Genomic DNA, 16330 nt, shown 5'->3' on the forward strand with positions numbered 1-16330 from the left:
GTCGGTTCAGTAGAGTCCGATTCCGGCCCACGCGTTCGCGGTGCGCACGCCCTGCACGATCAGGACGACGCTCGCGGCGACGAGGGTCCACTTGATGACGGTGCGTTTCGTGCCGGTGAGCCCCTGATTGACGAGGGCGTTGTAGACGCCGTTGACCCCGTGGAACGTCGCGGTCACGAGGAAGAGGATCATCAGCGAGTAGTAGCTCAGGTTCTCCATCCGCGCCGAGCTGGCGAGGAACGAGACCTCGTCCGCGTGGTGGACGAAGTGGAGCAGGAAGAAGTGGAACGCTAACACGACGAGCAGGAACGCCGCCGTGACCCGCTGGAGCAGCCACATCCGCCCGCCCGACTGGAACGAGGAGTAGCGCTCGGCCATCTCAGAACGCCCCCGCGATGAACGTCGGCACCGACGCGACGGTGATCGCTCCGGTCAGGATCAGCGACGCGTAGAAGCTCTTGTTCTGCGACTCCAGACCGACGCCGAGGTCGACGAGGAGGAGCCGGGTCCCGTTGAGCATGTGGAAGACGGCCACCGCCAGCAGCCCGACTTCGAGGAGCCGCACTAAGAGCAGGCTCTCGAGGCTGACGATCGTCTGGGTGTACACGTCCTCTCCCGCCATGATCGCGGCCTCGCTCGCGCCCGCCGCCGGGATACCGGTGCTCAACACGGCGATGTGGGTGAACAGGTAGCCGATGAGCACCCACCCCGTGAACTTATGGAAGATCCAGGCCCACATCCCCGCCTCGAACTCCCGCCACCGGCTGAAGTCCTCGATGAGGCCTCGATTGTACGACTGACTCATGTCTAACGGTTCCGTACTGGGGTCGTATAGTAGTTACTAACACGGCGGGGACGGCCCGAAACGATCCCGGCTCGCCGGGGTGTGACTCCGCCTGTCACGCCGCTCCCGCTCGCGGAAGCCTTTTATGTACTCCTCCCGCTCGTACGGACGCAATGGCGAAAGGGAAGGTTGACTTCTTCAACGACACCGGCGGCTACGGATTCATCGAGACTGACGACGCGGACGAGGACGTGTTCTTCCACATGGAGGACGTCGGCGGCCCGGACCTGGAGGAGGGTCAGGAAGTCGAGTTCGACATCGAGGAGGCGGACAAGGGTCCGCGCGCCACGAACGTCACCCGTCTGTAACCGCTGACGACGACGTTTCAAGGTTGTATCGGCTTTTCGACCGCTCTAGACCCCGAGCGGCGGCTACGCGCAACGCCGACCGACAGGGATTTACCGATCGCTGACTGACTGGTCAGTCAATGAGCGACCAGCCGGGCCCGGCCGACGAGATCATGGACGGGGTCTACCGCGCGCTCCGCGCCCACGGCTACGCCGACGTCACGATGCAGGACATCGCCGACGAGTGCTCGAAGAGCAAGTCGCTGCTCCACTACCACTACGACACGAAGGAGGACCTCCTCGTCGCGTTCCTCGACTACGTCATCACCGACTCGGAGGCGCGGATCCGGGCCCGCGCCGACGATCCCCCGGCGGAGCGGCTCGCGGGGTTCGTCGGCTGGTTCGTCTTCGAGGCCGACGCCGCCGACCGCGAGGCGTTCCACATCGCCCTGCTCGAGCTCCGGACGCAGGGCCCGTTCAACGAGCGCATCCGCGAGCAGCTGGTCAGGAGCGACCGGCTGCTGCGCGGCACCGTCGCCGACATCCTCGAATCGGGGATCGAGGAGGGGGTCTTCCGCGAGGTCGACGTCGAGGAGACGGCCGCCCTCGTCGTCGCCACCCTCGACGGCGCGCGGACCAGACAGATCACCCTCACCGGCGGCGACGGCGACGACGCGGTCGACGCCGCCGACCTCCCCGAGCCGACGTACACCCGGCGGGTCGCCGAGGCGACGCTCCAGCGGGTCGTCGAGCCGCTGCTCGCCGAGGGCGTGGCGCTCCCCTCGCCGGAGGACGGGATCGCCTCGATGCTCCGCGAGGACGAGACCGAATGACCGCGGGCCCGACGCGACGCGGGCTGGACTCGGCCCCTCGGCGAGGCCCCTGAGATGGGGCGGCTCGGCTTCGACCGGCCGCCGACCGTGCTGCTCGCGGTCATCGCCAGCACCTTCTTCGTCGGGTTCGGCGGGGGCGTCGTCTTCCCGATCCTGCCGAACCTCGGCGCGGTCCTCGGCATCTCGGCGTTCACGGTCGGGCTCATCCTCTCGGCGAACCGCTGGGTCCGGCTCGTCGCGAACGCGCCGGCCGGCGCCCTCGTCGACAGGTACGGGACGCGCAGGCCGTTCGTCTACGGGCTCCTCGTCGAGGGGGTCGCGACGCTCGGCTACGTGGTCGCGCTCGCGGTGCCGCCGGCCGAGTCGCTCCGCCCCCTCGCGGCGTCGCTGCCGCGGATCGCGGCCGGCCCCGTCACCGTCGGACCCGAGTGGTGGTTCGCGGCGGTCTCGGTCGCCGTCGCGCCCGAGACGTGGTTCCTCCTCGCGCGGATCCTCTGGGGAGTCGGCTCCGCCGCGGTGTTCGCGACGGCCTACACCATCGCGGCCGACCTCTCCGACAGCGGCTCGCGCGGGACGAACATGGGGGTCGTCCGCGGCGGCATCACGATGGGGTTCCCTGCCGGGCTCGTGCTCGGCGGGGTCGTCTCGTCGCTGGCCGGCAACGCCGCCGCCTTCGCCGTCGCCGCCGCGTTCGCGCTCACCGCCAGCGTCGTGGCCCACCGGTTCGTCCCGGAGACGCACGTCACGGGCGACCGCTCGGGGGACTCGATCAGGCCGTGGGACGTCGACACCGCGGTCCCCGCGCTGACGGTCGGGCTGGTCAACTTCGGGCTGCTGTTCGCGTACATCGGCGCGCTGTTCTCCACCCTCGTCTTATTCCTCGGCGAGAACGACATCTCTCTCCTCGGACTCGCCCCGCAGGGGACCTCCGGGCTGTTCATGGCCGGTACGGTCGTTTCGGCCGCGTGCTTCATGCTCGTCGGCGGTCGGATATCGGACTCTCGGGACTCGCGCACGCCGGTCCTCCTGACCTTCCTCGTCGTCTCGTTCGTCGGGTTCCTCCTGCTCGCTCGGTCGGGGTCCGTCCTCGACCTCGCGCTCGCCTGCGTCTGTATCGGCGCCGGACAGGGCGGCACGAGCGGCCCGATGATGGCGCTGCTCGCCGACCTCACCCCCGACGAGCGGATGGGGCGGGCCTCCGGGACGAACAACGTGTTCGGCGACGTCGGGGGCGCGCTCGGCCCGATGGTGTCGCTGCCGCTGATCGACGCGGTCGGCTTCGCGCCGGTGTACGCCGCCTGCGCGGTCTTCCCCCTCGCCGCGGGCGTCGCGCTGCTCGTCGGCGTCCGCCGCGAGACCGGGACGTTCCTCCCGGGGCGCACCGACGGCGACCCGGGGACCGCCGCGGGCGACGCGGCCGGCGCGGAGTCGTAGGTCGGGACGCGCCCGCTCGTCGTCACGCCGTATGCGAACCGCTAGCGCCCCCTACCCGAAAGAACAACCGTTAAAAGTCGGCGTCGGGTTCGTACGGACATGGCTGGAACTATCGAAGCGCTCGTCCCCGGCGGGCAGGCCACCCCCGGCCCGCCGCTCGGTCCCGAGCTCGGACCGACGCCGGTGGACGTCCAGGACGTCGTGTCGCAGATCAACGAGGAGACCGCCGCGTTCGACGGGATGGAGGTCCCCGTCACGATCGAGTACGACGACGACGGCTCGTTCACGATCGAGGTCGGCGTCCCGCCGACGGCCGAACTGATCAAGGACGAGGCCGGGTTCGAGACGGGCTCCGGCGAGCCCCAGACCGACTTCGTCGCCGACATGTCGATCGAACAGGTGAAGAAGGTCGCCGAGCAGAAGTCGACCGACCTGCTCTCGTACGACGTGAAGAACGCCGCCAAGGAGGTCGGCGGCACCTGCGCCTCCCTCGGCGTCACCATCGAGGGCGAGGACGCCCGGACGTTCGACGACCGCGTCGACGCCGGCGACTACGACGACGTCCTCGAAGCGTAACGCGGTCTTTCGCCCGTTCCGGCGGCGTTTTCGCGCGTTCCGACCCGAGAGCGACGGCCCCGTGACGCCCGCCGTCGCTCCGACCCCGCCGCTTTTGTCCGCGACGCGCCGACTGACCCTCATGGCCGATCTCCACCCGATCGCGAAGCGGATCCACAACGTCCAGCCGCGACCGGTCCGGCTCGCGCTCGACGACGGCGAGACCGGCGTCTTCGAGTTCTCGTCCACCGAGTTCTTCCAGCGCGAGTTCCGCGGCGAGGGCGTCCGCACCGACGCCGACCGGGACGCCGAGTTCCGGCTGATCACCTCCGAGGACCGCGAGTCGGTGCTGCTGGGTCGGTCGGGACCGGACGAGGAGGGGTGGACCGTCGTCGGCGAGGTCGTCGAGGCCGAGCGCGCCGAGGAGTAGGTACGGCGGGGTCGGGCCGTCCGCGCCCCGCGCGCCGACGGCCGCGTCCGCGTCTCCGCCTACCGCACGACCGTCACGGGCACCTCCGCGCGGCGGACGACCCCCTCGGCGACGCTGCCGAGCAGGATGCGCGAGAGCCCCGTGCGGCCGCGGCTCGCGAGCACGACGTGGTCGAACGGCTCGCCGGTCCCGCCCTCTCCGTCCCCGTCGCCGACCGAGGCCTCGCCGCCCGCGACCGCGAGGATCGTCGCGGTCGGCCGGCCCACCTCCAGCCTGGTGTCGACGTCGCGGTCCACCGCCTCGCTCGCCTCCCGGAGGATCCGCTCGCCGCGGCCCTTGGCGCCCTCGTACCACCGGTCGACCGCGCCCGGGAACCCGCCCTCCGCGCCGGTCGTCGAGTCGGCCGGGTTGATCACGTGGAGCGCGGTCACCTCGGCGTCGGGCCACTCTTCGACCGCGAACCGCAGCGCCTCGGCCGCCTCCTCCGAGCCGTCGACCGCCGCGAGGATGCGCTTGGTCATGCGCGGCGCTTCTCGTCCCGTCCTCAAAAAGGCCGACGGCGACTTCCGCCGCGTGGAAACCGGGTCCGACTCGGCGACGCCCCGCTCAGTCGCCGTGGCGCGTCACGCACTTCGAGAGCCCGATCAGCTCGACGGGCTCGGAGTTGTCCGGCGAGTAGACGACCATCTGCCCCTTCTCCATGTACGGGACCTTGCCGGCGAGGTTCGACGGGATGTTGACGCTGCTGATGGCGTCCTCGTCCCCGAGGTTCAACACGACCTTCGTGTTCACCTGTTTGAACACGGACTCCGCCACGTCCTGCGGGTCCTGCGTGATCAGGAAGAGGCCGAGCCGCTCCTTGCGGCCCTGCTTGGCCGCCTCCGTGAACTTCTGGACGACCTTCCGCGCCTGCACGTTGTCGGCGTCCGCGAGGAAGTTGTGCGCCTCGTCCATGCCGATCAACAGGGGCGTCTCCTCGATCCGGTCGCTGTCGGGGTCGTTGGAGAGCTTGTCGTCGACGAGGAGCCCCGCGACCGCGAGCACGACGATCTCCTTCTGCCTGGAGGTCGGGAGGTGGTACGTGGGGACCACGGAGAGTCCGCCGGGACGGACGAGGGTGTGGTCGAGTTCCGTGATCGGCTTCGCGTCTTGGTCGAAGACGCCGCCGGGGACCGCGCGCACCCGGCGCTTCACGGCGTCGAACGTCGCCTCGTGGACCCGCCCGCTCTCGTCGAGCTCCGCTTTGAGCGCCGGGTCGTCGAGGTACGAGAGGAACTGGCCGTACGTCCCCGAGTCGCCGTAATCGTCGAAGAAGCGGTTGAGGAGGGTCAACAGCGCGGGGTACTGGTTGTCGTTGAGCCCGGAGCCGGCGACGAGCCACGGCATGTCCTGCGCGAGCGAGAACGGGATCGTGAACTCGACGCGCTCGGCGCGGTGGCCCTCGCCGGGGTACGTCGCGTTCGCGACCCGCGGGACGAGGGCGACCGTGTCGTCGTGGCCGCCGTGCGCGATCCCCTCGCGGTCCAGCCGCCGGGCGAAGTCTGCGTCGAGGTCCGGGTTGTCGTCGTGCATCTGCGCGTACTCGTCCTGCGGGTCGAACTGGACGACCGCCATCCGCGACTCCCGGCCGTCTCCCGTGGGATACGTGCGGTCCGCGTCGAGGTACTGCCGGAGGACGTTCTTGGAGGCGTGGGTCTTCCCCGACCCGGTCCCGCCGGCGACGAGCGTGTGTCGGAACGCGAGCGGGTCGCCGTCGGCGTAGTCGTCCTTCACCCGGTAGTCGACGGTGGGGGGCTCGGCCGCCGTCCGGACCTTCTCGCCCCCGACGGAGAGGTGGCCGAGGAAGACGCCGTCCTCGGGGATCTTCAGCCCGGTCTTGATCTCGGCGTCGTCGGAGGCCTCCTCGACGACCGCGCCCGGCTTCGGCACCCGGTCGGTCATCCGCCGCTTCATCCCGTCGCCCTCGCCGTAGACGACCGACATCGGCTCCAGCTCGGCCATGAACTTGTAGTCGCGCTCGGCGAAGTCGTCCCGGCGCATCTGCCGCCGCGCGTGGATCTCGGTGGCGTCGTCCGAGCGGAACTCCTGAGCGTACTCCAACCCCGTGATCCGACAGAACAGCCGCTCGCCGTCCGGGTACGGGACGAGGAGGTACTTCCCCAGCCGAACCGCCTCGCGGTTCCCCGTCGTGACGAACGCCCGCAGCGTCGTCTCGTCGTCCTCCTCGGCGACGCGGAGCCCCTGCGAGACGGAGACGACCCCGAGCCCGGCGTCCTCCCCGGCCGGCTCCACGTCGTAGGCGGCGAAGGCGTCCGCGTCCGCGTCGCCGTCGCCCGCCTCGCCCTCGGCGGCGCTCCGGTCGCCCTCGTTCCCCGAGGCCACCGCGCGACCGCCGTCCCCGGTACCCGCGCCTCCCGAGACCGCCCCCTCCGCGTCGGGCGCGTCGTCGGTGTCGGCGGCGCCGGCCCCGTCGCGGTCGACGGGCGACCCGGCGGCGTCCCCCCCGCCGTCGCCCTCGTCGTCGGTGAACTCGGTGAAGTCCTCCAGCGTCATGGGCGAACCACCGGCCGCCACGCCGAAAGCGTTTCCCCCTCCACGTCGCCTCGGGCGGCGCCGGCGTCTCGGGCGTCGGGGCGGTCTCGGCGACTCGCGCCCGTCACGGGGCGCTTTTCCGCGTCGGGGTCCTACGAGTGGTATGATACTGGTTCGCGGCAGCGGCGGGGGAACCGACCTCACCGGGACGGTGTTCGAGCGCGGCGAGGACCCGCCGACGTACAGGGGCGCGCCGGACGAGGACGCCCCCTACGTCTGGGTGTGCGACGCCTTCTATCAGGTCGAGAGCGGCGGGTCCGCGCTCACGGTCGACGGCGAGGAGATCCGGGTCGCCTTCGAGGAGCCGATGCCCCGGGGGTTCGACACCAAGTCGGCCGCGCTCGACGCGGCCGAGGAGCACGTCCGCACGCAGTTCGCGCGGATCGGCGTCGACCCCGACGCCGTCGAGGTCGAGGCGACGAGGGCCGACCCGGCCTGAATCGAGGGGGTCCGGATCGCGTCGGGGACCGCATCGGGATTTACCCGTCGCGCCCCGCTACGGACGGTATGTCGGAACCACCGGAGGACTTCGATCCCGGGTCGCGGGCGGAGCGCGAGGTCGCCGCCGAGGCCGCGGGCGACCGCTCCGACCTCCTCTCGCTCATGGGTCACACCTACCGCGGCGAGCTCGGGCGGATGAGCTCGTGGCGGACCCGCATCGACCGGACGACCAACTGGGCGGTCGTGGTGACGGCGTCGCTGCTCACGTGGACGTTCTCGAACGAGTCGCGCCCGCACTACGTGCTGCTCATCGGGCTCGTGATGCTCAGCGTCTTCCTCGGGATCGAGATCCGCCGGTACCGCATGTTCGACGTCTGGCGGTCCCGCGTGCGGCTCCTAGAGGAGAACGTGTTCGCGAACGCGCTCGACCCGGAGGGCGTCGAGCAGTCGAACTGGCGGGAGCTCCTGAGCGAGGACCTCCGCGAGCCGACGATCAAGACGCCGAGCGCCGAGGCGGTCTCCCGGCGCCTCCGACGGGTGTACGCGCCGCTCTTCACGGTTCTCATCGCCGCGTGGGTCGTCCGGCTCACGGTGTTCACGCCCGCCGGAAGCGGCGTCGTCGCGACCGCGGACGTCGGCGCGGTCCCCGGCGCCGTCGTGCTCGCGCTCGTCGGGTGCTTCTACCTCGCCGTGCTGGCGCTGACCCTGCGCCGGGCGCCGAGGCGGGCGAAGGGCGAGCTCGGGTCCGCGGACGACGCCGAGGAGTGGAAGTGAACCGAGCCGCCCGCGGCTCCTCCCGGCGCCGTCACTCCCCGTCGTCCGGCGCGGAGACGCCGAGCGGGAGCGACTCCGGCGGCTCCGCGTCGCCGTCGAGCCCCTCGTAGGCGTCGTCGATGAGGCGGGCGAGCTGGGCCTCGGGCGTCACGCCGCGGGCGGCCGCGAGCGCCGCGAGCCGCTCGTACTGCTCGGGCGGAACGGACACCGAACCCTCTGTCATACCCGTCGCTGGTCGCCGTAGCTACAAAAGCGTTGTTCGGGGAGCCCCGCGGGATCAGCCGAAGATCCGCAGGAGTCCGAGCGTCCACCGAGCCAGCTCGGAGCAGACGAAGAGCGCGCCCTCGGCGCGGGAGAGCCGCCGCCCCGACCACAGCGCCGCGACCATCAGCACCGTGAGGACCGTCAGCCAGAGCAGCGTCTCGATCGCTGCGGGCCCGACCGAGAGCGGGCCGATCAGCGCCGCGATCCCGAGGATCCCGAGCACGTTGAACACGTTGCTGCCGACGACGTTCCCGACCGACATCCCGACGTGGCCCTGCCGCATGGCGACGAGCGAGACGGCGAGCTCGGGGGTCGACGTGCCCGCCGCGACGATCGTCCCGCCGATCGCCCAGTCGGAGATACCCGCGCCGCGGGCCAGCGACGACGCGGCCTCGACCATGAAGTGGCCGCTGACCAGGACGAGGGCCAGCCCGCCGACGAGCAGCAGCGCGTCGCGGGCGCGGTGCGAGAGCCGCGCCGGGACCGCGCCGGTGACCCGGGACTCCGTGTACTCCGTCTCGATCGAGTGCGCCGTGCTCTCGTCGCGGATCAGGTACAGGGTGTACGCGACGAACCCCCCGACGAGGAGGGCGCCCTCGCCCGCGGTGACGGTCCGGTCGAACAGGACGGCGACGCCGGCCAGCGTCGAGCACACCAGCGCGACCCCGTCGCGGTGGACGAGCGACCGCTCGACCGGGATCACCCGCAGCAGCGACACCGCGCCGAGGATGAACGCGAGGTTGTAGGCGTTCGAGCCGACGACGTTGCCGACGCCGATCTCGCCGAGCCCCGCCAGCGCCGCGTCGACCGTCACGACCAGCTCCGGCGTCGAGGTACCCATCGCGACGATCGTCAGCCCGATCGTGAGCTCGCTGACGCCGAACCGCCGCGCGATCCGCACCGTCGAGTCGACGAGCGCGCGGGCGCCGATCCAGAGCCCGACGACGGTGAGCGCGACGGTCGCGAGCCCCACGGCCGCCGTTCCCGGAACCATTGGGTACCCGTTCCGTCAAGCCGGTATTAAAACCGATCCACCGGGCCGCACCGCTCCATCAGTCCCGCCCGGCACGTGCACTTATCCGTCGGCCGGTCGTCGTGTCGCCGCATGAACCGACGCGACGCCGTGAGGCGACGGGACCTGATCCGGGCGGGAGCCGCGGCCGGCGCGGTCGGTCTCGCCGGCTGTGCGAGCGGCGGCGACGCCCCGGCCTTCGAGGAGGGGTTCGAGGACGGGATCGGCGACTGGGAGGCCGGCGCCGCGATCGGACCCGAGGTCGACCTCGCCGACTTCGACTGGGAGCTCGGCGTCTCCGACGAGGAGGCGGCCGCCGGCGAGCGGTCCCTCCGGGTCTGGAACCAGGGCGACTACGACGACGGCGTCACGTGGGGGGTCCACCCCGTCCCGATCGACTCCGGCGCGTCGTATCGGATCGAGGTCTCCGGGCAGTTCTGGAGCGACTCGGAGTCGTTCAACACGATCCGGCACGCGCTGATGCGGCTGGGCCCCGAACCGCCGGCGACCGAGGAGGACTTCCCGCAGCCCGGGCTCGACACGACGGAACTCGGCGAGACGCCGTACGGCGGGCTCCGAGACGCGCTGTGGCTCGCGGACGGCTGGCGCGAGTACGCCTTCGAGTGGACGACCCCGGAGCTGTCGACGGACACGCTCTACCTCGCCGTCGGCACGGCCGTGATCTGGGAGTCGGACGCGACGCACTACGTCGACGACCTCTCGGTGCGCGTCGAGCCCCGATGAGCGGGGAGTCGGAAGCGGCGTCGACCGGCGACGACTCCGACGGGGGACCGACCGACCGCGACGCGACCGCCGCCGACACGATGCGCGAGCGCGCCGGCGAGAACCGGGCGAAGCTCTGGCTGCTGCTGCGCGCGAACCGGCTCGTGGTCGCGGGGGTCCTGACGCTCGTCGTCTTCGTCGCGTTCGTCGCCGTGTCGGCCGCGTTCTCCCCGTCTCTCGCCGGGAAGGTCGGAGCGAGCGACCCGATCGAGACGCTGTTCTCGGCGATGATCACGGCGATCGTCACCGGCGCGACGCTCGTCGTCACGATCGGGCAGCTCGTGCTCACGCAGGAGAACGGCCCGCTCGGCGACCAGCGCGAGCGCATGGACGACACGCTCGCGGTCCGGGACTCCGTCGCGGAGCTGACCGGCGAGCCCGCCCCCACCGACCCCGCCGGCTTCCTCGACGCGATCCTCGGGACCGCGTCCGCCCGCGCTCGGGACCTCCGCGAGTCGGTCCGCGAACGCGACGGCGACGGGTCGGGGGAACCGGACGGACCTGACGGAACGGGCCTCGAAGCCGACGTCGACGAGTTCGCCGCGGGCGTCGTCGGGAACGCCGACGCCGTGCACGACCGCCTCGACGGCGCGGCGTTCGGCTCCTTCGACGTGGTGTTCGCCGCCCTCGACTTCAACTACGGCCGGAAGCTCGGCCGTATCGAGCGCATCGTCGCGGACCACGGCGACGCCCTCACCGACGCGGAGCGCGACTCGCTCGAAGCGCTGCGGGAGTCGCTGTCGCTGTTCGGGCCCGCCCGCGAGCACGTGAAGACGCTGTACTTCCAGTGGGCGCTGATCGACCTCTCGCGGCTCATCCTCTACGCCGCGGTGCCCGCGCTGGTCGTCGCGGCGGCGATGGTCACGGTCGTCGACGCCGGCACGTTCTCCGGGAGCACCCTCGGAATCGACCACGTGACGCTCGTCGTCGGCGGCGCGTTCGCGGTCGCGCTGCTCCCGTTCTCGCTGTTCGTCTCCTACGTGCTCCGCGTCCTCACCCTCGCGAAGCGGACCCTCGCCATCGGGCCGCTGGTGTTGCGGGACTCGGAGTAGCCGAGCACCGTCGCTCTTCGGGATCGGAATATCGTCCGCGACGCTACCGGACGAAAATCCACTAGTAGGCTCGGAGAACGCGGGACCGTCTTGACCGTCGGTGGCTTCGGTACAGCAGTACATTCATTACATCAGCACGATAAATACGGTCTATGCCCGTCCGTATCGAGGAATTTGAAACGGGGAAGCTACCGGATAGTCCGAGCGTTCCCGAGCAGGTACTCGTCTACTTATATACGAATCGGGACAAGGCGTTCACCCGCTCGGAAATTGCGACCGGAATCGAGGAAGACCCGAATACGGTCGGAACTGCTCTCTCCCGGCTGAAACAGCGCGATTTCGTCCGACACAGAGGGGAATACTGGGCGATAACTGACGATTTGAACCGTGTTCAGGACGCGTACGATCTCCATACAGCGACGGAGCGACTCGACGACGAGGACGGGGGCATCGATCCGGACGACTGGGACGCCGTCGCTCCGGCCGAGCCCCACCCGAGTGAACGGGAGTAATAGATGCAACCGAAACGGGGAGATGTCGTTCGGAGTTCCGACCCGTTCAAAACGGGCGAGGACCGCCAGCGTCCGTGGTTGATCGTCAACAACAGTTCGCACCCGTTCGACGACGAGCAGTTCCTCGGAGTCGCCGTATCGACCAAGGAGTACGAAGACTCGGTTGCGTTGGGCTCCGACGTGTGGGAGGTTGGCGGTGTTCCACGCGAGTCGTTCGTCTCCCCGTGGGCGGTCCACTCGCCGCGGATCGAAGATCTGGCAGCGTGGCAGGGCCGGGTTACCGACGAGTTCGCAGATATCGTCGTCGACGAGATAGAGACGTATCTCCGGTAAGTCGAATGTACGCCCGCGACGCTATCGGGCGACAATCTACTAGTAGGCTCGGTGAATGTGGAACTAGCAGTGTGAGCGATGGGTGGCCGCAGAAAAGATATAAACGAGAACGCGACTAACAGCGTCGTATGAGCATCACCCGCGACGAGGCCGTCCTCGGAGGCGAACCCCGAATAGAGGGGACGAGAGTCGGCGTCCGGCACGTCGCGGCAGGAGTTCTCGATAGCGACCGATCGCCAGCGCACATCGCAGACCAACTCGACATCTCCCTCTCTGAAGTCTACGAGGCTCTCTCGTACTACTACGCGCACGTTGAGGAGATACGAGAATTCGAGCGCGAAAACGAGGACGCCTTCGAGCGAATTCACGAGTCCTCGCTGAAGCCGAAGGAAACGATTCAGTGACGGGAACGCGGATTCTCTTGGACGAACACGTCGGGCGAGTGTTCGAGCGCGTGCTCAGCGAGCGCGGCTACGAGGTCGATCAGGCGAAGGACGTGTTCGGAGAGTTCACCGAGGACGCGGAGTTACTGGCGTGGTGCGGCGAGCACGGCGTCGCGCTGATGACGAACAACGCGCGGGACTTCGAGGAACTTCACCGGGAGATCGAACACGCCGGGCTACTGCTCTACTACGATCAGAGCCGCCCCGACGAGGATCCGGAAGGGCTTGCGCGAGTCGTGGACGAAGTGTTCACTCAGTACGGAGCGACAGACATCGAAAACGAGGTCGTTGACCTCGACGAGTGGTACGACTGGCTACACGAGTAACTGATAGTCAACGGTTCGATACCCGACTCTACAGCGCTACCGCTTTCGGTTACGAAATGTGCGCCCGCGACACTACCGGACGAAAATCCACTAGTGGGCTCGGTGGAAGTGAAACGGAGTGAATCCCGGCCCAGACGTTCAAGTACGGTGGCGACATAGCGTGTCGCATGAGTCAGGTGACGAGGCGTATTGTGCGGGAACTCCACGACGAGCCGCATCTCGAAGGCCGACGGATTACCGTTCAGTTCCTCAAAGAACAGGTCGAAGAACGGGGACTCCCCCCGAAAACGGTCGCCGATCGCCACGACCTCGACGTGGCTGATGTCTATCGAGCGCTCACGTACTACCACGACCATCCCGAAGAGATGCGTACGGCCGAACGCCGGCGGCAATCCGCGATCGAAGAACACGACCACCTGACGACAGATCCCGACGACGTGCGTGATTGATGGGGTATCGCATTCTCGCTGACGAAAACGTCGAGCAGGCGACGATCAATTATCTGCGGAAACTCGGTCGCGATGTCGAGTGGGTCGGCGATGTGGCGGAACTCAATCTCGGCACCGACGATAGGTCGATCGCTGTGTACGGACGCGAGACGAGCCGTCTCGTTCTCACCCAAGATGACGACTTCTTCACTCAGATCGACATCGAAGACACTGCTGGAATCCTCTTTCAGAAGGATCAGGCGCTTTCGGCCCGAGAGGTGGGAGATGTCGTACACGAACTCTCCGAGCATATCGACCAGTCTGACGTGACGCTCGAATACGTGAGTCGAAACTGGCTGTAAAACTGCCGTTGGGAGCTAATAGCACACTTGAAATGTACGCCCGCGACACTACCGGACGAAAATCTACTAGTAGGCTCGGTGAAAGTGAAGTAACGGTTTAGAAGACTATATACTCCCAAAATCAGTAGATCCAGTCAAACCTATAGATCAAGTGCTTACTGCCCACGAACGCGTTTCGGCCCAGATGAATATCTGTAACGGTACTGAGACCAGACTGCTGAGGGAACTCGATCAAATGGGTATCTGTCCGGTTTCGGCCAGTGGGCTGAGTGAAAAGAGTGACTGTTGGAATCTTCTGTCAGTGATACAACAGGGGCGACTGCAGTTAGTACAGGGGATTCAGGTACCGATACCAAATGCTGACCTCTCCACAGTATGTCAGTAGCACCGTGCAAAATACAGAGCTTACAGTCAACAGATACGAACCGTTCTTTGAATAATCCTCGGCTGAACCAACCGCTCAGTGAGTGTGCGTAATGGCCATCTACAGTAGGATGGGTACTATGGCTGACGGGGTTCGACGGGCTCAGTTTCCTCAGTAGTCTGTTCGGAATCGGTATGCTTCTCAGTGACGGCGATCTCGGCAGCCCTACTATCCTCAACTTCGGCAGGTGGCACCTTTTGGGTGACACGGAACTCAGTGGTCGGTTGAAAGATCGCCCAGAATGCACCTGCTGCGTGGATGATTGCTACCAGTGGGATAGTCACGAGCAGGGCCGCTAAAACGAGTGGGCGTTCACCGTAGTACCAGTACCCGAGGACAGCCCACCCGAACAGTCCCACTAATTGAAACAGAATTCCATAGCCGTACACAACAGGGAATAGCACGACAGTCACCGGCGTCACCAGCGGCAGCGCGAGCAGTGGTGACACGAAGACCAGTCCCCAAGCAGCATTTCGCATTAACGACAACAGTTGATACCGCCGGGGCAAGAGATGGGAATCACGGGCCGCCCCGGAGATCCAACGACGACGCTGGTAGATCATCTCTCGAACTGATGGCGGGGCTTGGTTCATAGCGCGGATGTTGAGAAACTGAAAGGCACACTCACCAGCCTGGAAGGCCCGCCAGACGAAGTTCGTGTCTTCGGTGACGGTGTTCACGTCCCAAGTGATCTGATCTTCAAGTTCCTTTCTGACAGCGATTCCCCCTCCCCATGCATACAGTGGATACCGAAACTTCGGGAATACGGCTTGTTCCAACTGGAAACCCATCCTAAATATCTCTGCAAAGTACGTGAGCCACGAGTCGCTCCTGATCGGTTGTTCGGAAAGTTGGACAATGTCAGCATCCGGCAACCCATGGAACTCTCGCAAGAGCGTATCCTCGTCCAAATACAGGATATACGATGCATTACAGTTCAACTCTCGTCTAGCCCACTCCAGCGCTCGGCCCTTCCGTGTGGCCTCACACTCAAACTCAGAAGGGACGACACATACCTCTGCACCATCGATGGTAATCGGTCGTTCAGCAATGACCCGAATAGTGTCCAGTTCTGTGGGTAGTTGGTCGACGGTGGCTTGGACGACACGTTCAGCCGCTACGGTCATCACTCGAACCTCAACCTCTGCGGGTTCGTGCTCTATCGCCCCACGGCGAGCACGGCCAATAATCACAATCTCAATGAGCCAAAAGACTGTAGCGACAAAGAAGATCGTCAGCACTGTCCAAGCGAACAGTGTGAAAAGCAAATTCGCCAGCTGATAATCCATTACCGTCCTTTAGATCGCTTGTTAATAATATATTGCTCCTCATATCTTTACCAGCAGATCCAGCAAGTCGGCCACAGGATCGGTCGAGCACCAGTTTGTCGTTACGGGTCTGTGCCGGTTTTCTAACGGTTAGTAGCCTTGGGCTAACCGATCTCTGCTGGATCAGTCTCTACCAATCCAAGTACTCGCGGAATGCCAATCATCCGGTGACCGATACGCGCCCTGTATTCAGCAGCGTCTCTGAGATTTCTTCAGCTTCTGACAAAAACGCGTGTGAGATACAGAGAGTGAAGTCAGTACAAGATATGTGTGGGCGCGAGCGGTTGAGCAGAGTGATTCACACCGCAAATACAAAGCCGGTGGCAAACCGGAGTGATATAGATATGATAGTGATTGAGTGCCCTGATTGTCCTGCTGATCTCGCCAGCGATGAGGTAGGAGATGAGTGCCCAGAGTGTGGTGGAAATCTAACTGAGGGGAACATCCTGATGGTAGACTTCGTAATAAAGTGTAACGAGTGTAAGACAAGAATTGGGATTCAAAACCTCGATCAGAGCGGCCAATGCCCAGAATGCGGGCAGTATAGTGGGTTCGGTTAATATATTCGGTGTTTCTTAGCTCCGACCTGTATTCGATGGATATGTGCATTGTATGTAGCACGGATCTTCAAACATATCAGACATATTTGTACTCTCGTCAGACATCATTCCAGGCTCGTCATCATCGACTGTTCACCCGAGAATACGACGAGGATAGGGATCAGTATGGGATCTCTTGTCTCAACAGTAGGCTACAATCAATACTACAAATATTATTTTCAAATAATTCTAATAACACACTCAAAATGTACGCCCGCGACACTAACGACCGGTCTCATCTCCGGCGGCGTGCCGCGTCGACCGGGAAACCCTC

The 16330-nt window shown here is 66.3% G+C and carries 22 protein-coding genes; 15 read left to right on the forward strand and 7 right to left on the reverse strand.

All coding sequences use genetic code 11. The features are described from left to right. Window positions 1-6: 6 nt before the first annotated feature. Together ACFQMF_RS12505 and sdhC are read right to left on the reverse strand one after the other, a co-directional pair. Window positions 7-378, reverse strand: a complete 372-nt coding sequence (locus ACFQMF_RS12505; protein ID WP_256408132.1) for a succinate dehydrogenase/fumarate reductase transmembrane subunit — start codon at window positions 376-378, stop codon at window positions 7-9. Between the two features lies 1 nt (window position 379). Then, on the reverse strand, window positions 380-805 hold the full coding sequence (gene sdhC / locus ACFQMF_RS12510) for a succinate dehydrogenase, cytochrome b556 subunit (protein ID WP_092566405.1): 426 nt from the start codon (window positions 803-805) through the stop codon (window positions 380-382). A 152-nt stretch (window positions 806-957) separates the two neighbouring features. Between sdhC and ACFQMF_RS12515 the strand changes: the two genes are divergently transcribed. The 5 genes from ACFQMF_RS12515 to ACFQMF_RS12535 all read left to right on the forward strand — a co-directional run bounded on the left by ACFQMF_RS12515 (window position 958) and on the right by ACFQMF_RS12535 (window position 4383). Continuing rightward, window positions 958-1152, forward strand: coding sequence for a cold-shock protein (locus ACFQMF_RS12515; RefSeq protein WP_092566404.1), 195 nt, complete (start codon window positions 958-960; stop codon window positions 1150-1152). A gap of 119 nt (window positions 1153-1271) precedes the next feature. Next, the gene (locus ACFQMF_RS12520; protein WP_256408133.1) at window positions 1272-1964 is read left to right on the forward strand and encodes a TetR/AcrR family transcriptional regulator; all 693 of its coding nucleotides are present in this window, start codon (window positions 1272-1274) and stop codon (window positions 1962-1964) included. 54 nt (window positions 1965-2018) lie between these two features. Next, window positions 2019-3398 (forward strand): MFS transporter, encoded by a 1380-nt coding sequence (locus ACFQMF_RS12525; protein ID WP_256408134.1) that lies wholly within the window; start codon window positions 2019-2021, stop codon window positions 3396-3398. Between the two features lie 99 nt (window positions 3399-3497). Then, window positions 3498-3974: a 50S ribosomal protein L11 gene (locus ACFQMF_RS12530; protein ID WP_256408135.1), complete on the forward strand. Its 477-nt coding sequence runs from the start codon at window positions 3498-3500 to the stop codon at window positions 3972-3974. A gap of 121 nt (window positions 3975-4095) precedes the next feature. Further along, a complete protein-coding gene (locus ACFQMF_RS12535) occupies window positions 4096-4383 on the forward strand; it encodes a transcriptional regulator (protein WP_256408136.1) in 288 nt (95 codons plus the stop codon). Window positions 4384-4442: 59 nt separating this feature from the next. Here the strand turns inward: ACFQMF_RS12535 and ACFQMF_RS12540 are convergent, their stop codons facing one another. Further along, entirely contained in the window at window positions 4443-4904 is a 462-nt protein-coding gene (locus ACFQMF_RS12540) for a universal stress protein (protein WP_256408137.1), read from the reverse strand. 85 nt (window positions 4905-4989) lie between these two features. Continuing rightward, complete coding sequence (locus ACFQMF_RS12545) at window positions 4990-6936, reverse strand: ATP-binding protein (protein ID WP_256408138.1); 1947 nt, start codon at window positions 6934-6936, stop codon at window positions 4990-4992. A gap of 142 nt (window positions 6937-7078) precedes the next feature. Here ACFQMF_RS12545 and ACFQMF_RS12550 point away from each other — a divergent pair, with 142 nt between their 5' ends. Beyond that, window positions 7079-7414 carry a DUF7113 family protein gene (locus ACFQMF_RS12550; protein WP_256408139.1) on the forward strand — a complete coding sequence of 112 codons (336 nt, stop codon included), beginning with the start codon at window positions 7079-7081 and terminating at the stop codon, window positions 7412-7414. Between the two features lie 68 nt (window positions 7415-7482). Next, window positions 7483-8190: a DUF2270 domain-containing protein gene (locus tag ACFQMF_RS12555; protein WP_256408140.1), complete on the forward strand. Its 708-nt coding sequence runs from the start codon at window positions 7483-7485 to the stop codon at window positions 8188-8190. Between the two features lie 31 nt (window positions 8191-8221). Here ACFQMF_RS12555 and ACFQMF_RS12560 read toward each other — a convergent pair whose 3' ends face one another. Both ACFQMF_RS12560 and ACFQMF_RS12565 read right to left on the reverse strand, forming a co-directional pair. After that, window positions 8222-8413 (reverse strand): hypothetical protein, encoded by a 192-nt coding sequence (locus tag ACFQMF_RS12560; protein WP_256408141.1) that lies wholly within the window; start codon window positions 8411-8413, stop codon window positions 8222-8224. Between the two features lie 54 nt (window positions 8414-8467). Beyond that, window positions 8468-9448, reverse strand: a complete 981-nt coding sequence (locus ACFQMF_RS12565; RefSeq protein ID WP_256408142.1) for a calcium/sodium antiporter — start codon at window positions 9446-9448, stop codon at window positions 8468-8470. A gap of 111 nt (window positions 9449-9559) precedes the next feature. On the opposite strand from ACFQMF_RS12565, the gene ACFQMF_RS12570 reads away from it, so the two are divergent. The 8 genes from ACFQMF_RS12570 to ACFQMF_RS12605 all read left to right on the forward strand — a co-directional run bounded on the left by ACFQMF_RS12570 (window position 9560) and on the right by ACFQMF_RS12605 (window position 13705). Next, window positions 9560-10210 carry a hypothetical protein gene (locus ACFQMF_RS12570; protein ID WP_256408143.1) on the forward strand — a complete coding sequence of 217 codons (651 nt, stop codon included), beginning with the start codon at window positions 9560-9562 and terminating at the stop codon, window positions 10208-10210. Continuing rightward, window positions 10207-11301: a DUF7972 family membrane protein gene (locus ACFQMF_RS12575; RefSeq protein ID WP_256408144.1), complete on the forward strand. Its 1095-nt coding sequence runs from the start codon at window positions 10207-10209 to the stop codon at window positions 11299-11301. Before ACFQMF_RS12570 ends, ACFQMF_RS12575 begins: the two co-directional genes overlap by 4 nt. A gap of 152 nt (window positions 11302-11453) precedes the next feature. Further along, window positions 11454-11813, forward strand: a complete 360-nt coding sequence (locus tag ACFQMF_RS12580) for a hypothetical protein (RefSeq protein ID WP_256408145.1) — start codon at window positions 11454-11456, stop codon at window positions 11811-11813. Between the two features lie 3 nt (window positions 11814-11816). Next, on the forward strand, window positions 11817-12146 hold the full coding sequence (locus ACFQMF_RS12585; protein WP_256408146.1) for a hypothetical protein: 330 nt from the start codon (window positions 11817-11819) through the stop codon (window positions 12144-12146). A gap of 128 nt (window positions 12147-12274) precedes the next feature. Next, window positions 12275-12550 carry a DUF433 domain-containing protein gene (locus tag ACFQMF_RS12590; protein WP_256408147.1) on the forward strand — a complete coding sequence of 92 codons (276 nt, stop codon included), beginning with the start codon at window positions 12275-12277 and terminating at the stop codon, window positions 12548-12550. A 17-nt stretch (window positions 12551-12567) separates the two neighbouring features. After that, entirely contained in the window at window positions 12568-12915 is a 348-nt protein-coding gene (locus ACFQMF_RS12595; RefSeq protein ID WP_303654706.1) for a DUF5615 family PIN-like protein, read from the forward strand. Between the two features lie 167 nt (window positions 12916-13082). Beyond that, on the forward strand, window positions 13083-13364 hold the full coding sequence (locus ACFQMF_RS12600) for a DUF433 domain-containing protein (RefSeq protein WP_256408149.1): 282 nt from the start codon (window positions 13083-13085) through the stop codon (window positions 13362-13364). After that, on the forward strand, window positions 13364-13705 hold the full coding sequence (locus tag ACFQMF_RS12605) for a DUF5615 family PIN-like protein (RefSeq protein WP_256408150.1): 342 nt from the start codon (window positions 13364-13366) through the stop codon (window positions 13703-13705). Before ACFQMF_RS12600 ends, ACFQMF_RS12605 begins: the two co-directional genes overlap by 1 nt. 501 nt (window positions 13706-14206) lie before the next feature. Here ACFQMF_RS12605 and ACFQMF_RS12610 read toward each other — a convergent pair. Continuing rightward, window positions 14207-15418: a glycosyltransferase family 2 protein gene (locus ACFQMF_RS12610; protein ID WP_256408151.1), complete on the reverse strand. Its 1212-nt coding sequence runs from the start codon at window positions 15416-15418 to the stop codon at window positions 14207-14209. Window positions 15419-16330 lie beyond the last annotated feature (912 nt).

It is taken from the genome of Halorubrum rutilum (assembly GCF_042665015.1).
Taxonomy (GTDB): domain Archaea; phylum Halobacteriota; class Halobacteria; order Halobacteriales; family Haloferacaceae; genus Halorubrum; species Halorubrum rutilum.

Bases quoted from the DNA above. Each gene is read 5' to 3' on its own strand.
- ACFQMF_RS12505 (WP_256408132.1), bottom strand. From the start codon at position 378: ATGGCCGAGCGCTACTCCTCGTTCCAGTCGGGCGGGCGGATGTGGCTG.
- sdhC (WP_092566405.1), bottom strand. From the start codon at position 805: ATGAGTCAGTCGTACAATCGAGGCCTCATCGAGGACTTCAGCCGGTGG.
- ACFQMF_RS12515 (WP_092566404.1), top strand. From the start codon at position 958: ATGGCGAAAGGGAAGGTTGACTTCTTCAACGACACCGGCGGCTACGGA.
- ACFQMF_RS12520 (WP_256408133.1), top strand. From the start codon at position 1,272: ATGAGCGACCAGCCGGGCCCGGCCGACGAGATCATGGACGGGGTCTAC.
- ACFQMF_RS12525 (WP_256408134.1), top strand. From the start codon at position 2,019: ATGGGGCGGCTCGGCTTCGACCGGCCGCCGACCGTGCTGCTCGCGGTC.
- ACFQMF_RS12530 (WP_256408135.1), top strand. From the start codon at position 3,498: ATGGCTGGAACTATCGAAGCGCTCGTCCCCGGCGGGCAGGCCACCCCC.
- ACFQMF_RS12535 (WP_256408136.1), top strand. From the start codon at position 4,096: ATGGCCGATCTCCACCCGATCGCGAAGCGGATCCACAACGTCCAGCCG.
- ACFQMF_RS12540 (WP_256408137.1), bottom strand. From the start codon at position 4,904: ATGACCAAGCGCATCCTCGCGGCGGTCGACGGCTCGGAGGAGGCGGCC.
- ACFQMF_RS12545 (WP_256408138.1), bottom strand. From the start codon at position 6,936: ATGACGCTGGAGGACTTCACCGAGTTCACCGACGACGAGGGCGACGGC.
- ACFQMF_RS12550 (WP_256408139.1), top strand. From the start codon at position 7,079: ATGATACTGGTTCGCGGCAGCGGCGGGGGAACCGACCTCACCGGGACG.
- ACFQMF_RS12555 (WP_256408140.1), top strand. From the start codon at position 7,483: ATGTCGGAACCACCGGAGGACTTCGATCCCGGGTCGCGGGCGGAGCGC.
- ACFQMF_RS12560 (WP_256408141.1), bottom strand. From the start codon at position 8,413: ATGACAGAGGGTTCGGTGTCCGTTCCGCCCGAGCAGTACGAGCGGCTC.
- ACFQMF_RS12565 (WP_256408142.1), bottom strand. From the start codon at position 9,448: ATGGTTCCGGGAACGGCGGCCGTGGGGCTCGCGACCGTCGCGCTCACC.
- ACFQMF_RS12570 (WP_256408143.1), top strand. From the start codon at position 9,560: ATGAACCGACGCGACGCCGTGAGGCGACGGGACCTGATCCGGGCGGGA.
- ACFQMF_RS12575 (WP_256408144.1), top strand. From the start codon at position 10,207: ATGAGCGGGGAGTCGGAAGCGGCGTCGACCGGCGACGACTCCGACGGG.
- ACFQMF_RS12580 (WP_256408145.1), top strand. From the start codon at position 11,454: ATGCCCGTCCGTATCGAGGAATTTGAAACGGGGAAGCTACCGGATAGT.
- ACFQMF_RS12585 (WP_256408146.1), top strand. From the start codon at position 11,817: ATGCAACCGAAACGGGGAGATGTCGTTCGGAGTTCCGACCCGTTCAAA.
- ACFQMF_RS12590 (WP_256408147.1), top strand. From the start codon at position 12,275: ATGAGCATCACCCGCGACGAGGCCGTCCTCGGAGGCGAACCCCGAATA.
- ACFQMF_RS12600 (WP_256408149.1), top strand. From the start codon at position 13,083: ATGAGTCAGGTGACGAGGCGTATTGTGCGGGAACTCCACGACGAGCCG.
- ACFQMF_RS12605 (WP_256408150.1), top strand. From the start codon at position 13,364: ATGGGGTATCGCATTCTCGCTGACGAAAACGTCGAGCAGGCGACGATC.
- ACFQMF_RS12610 (WP_256408151.1), bottom strand. From the start codon at position 15,418: ATGGATTATCAGCTGGCGAATTTGCTTTTCACACTGTTCGCTTGGACA.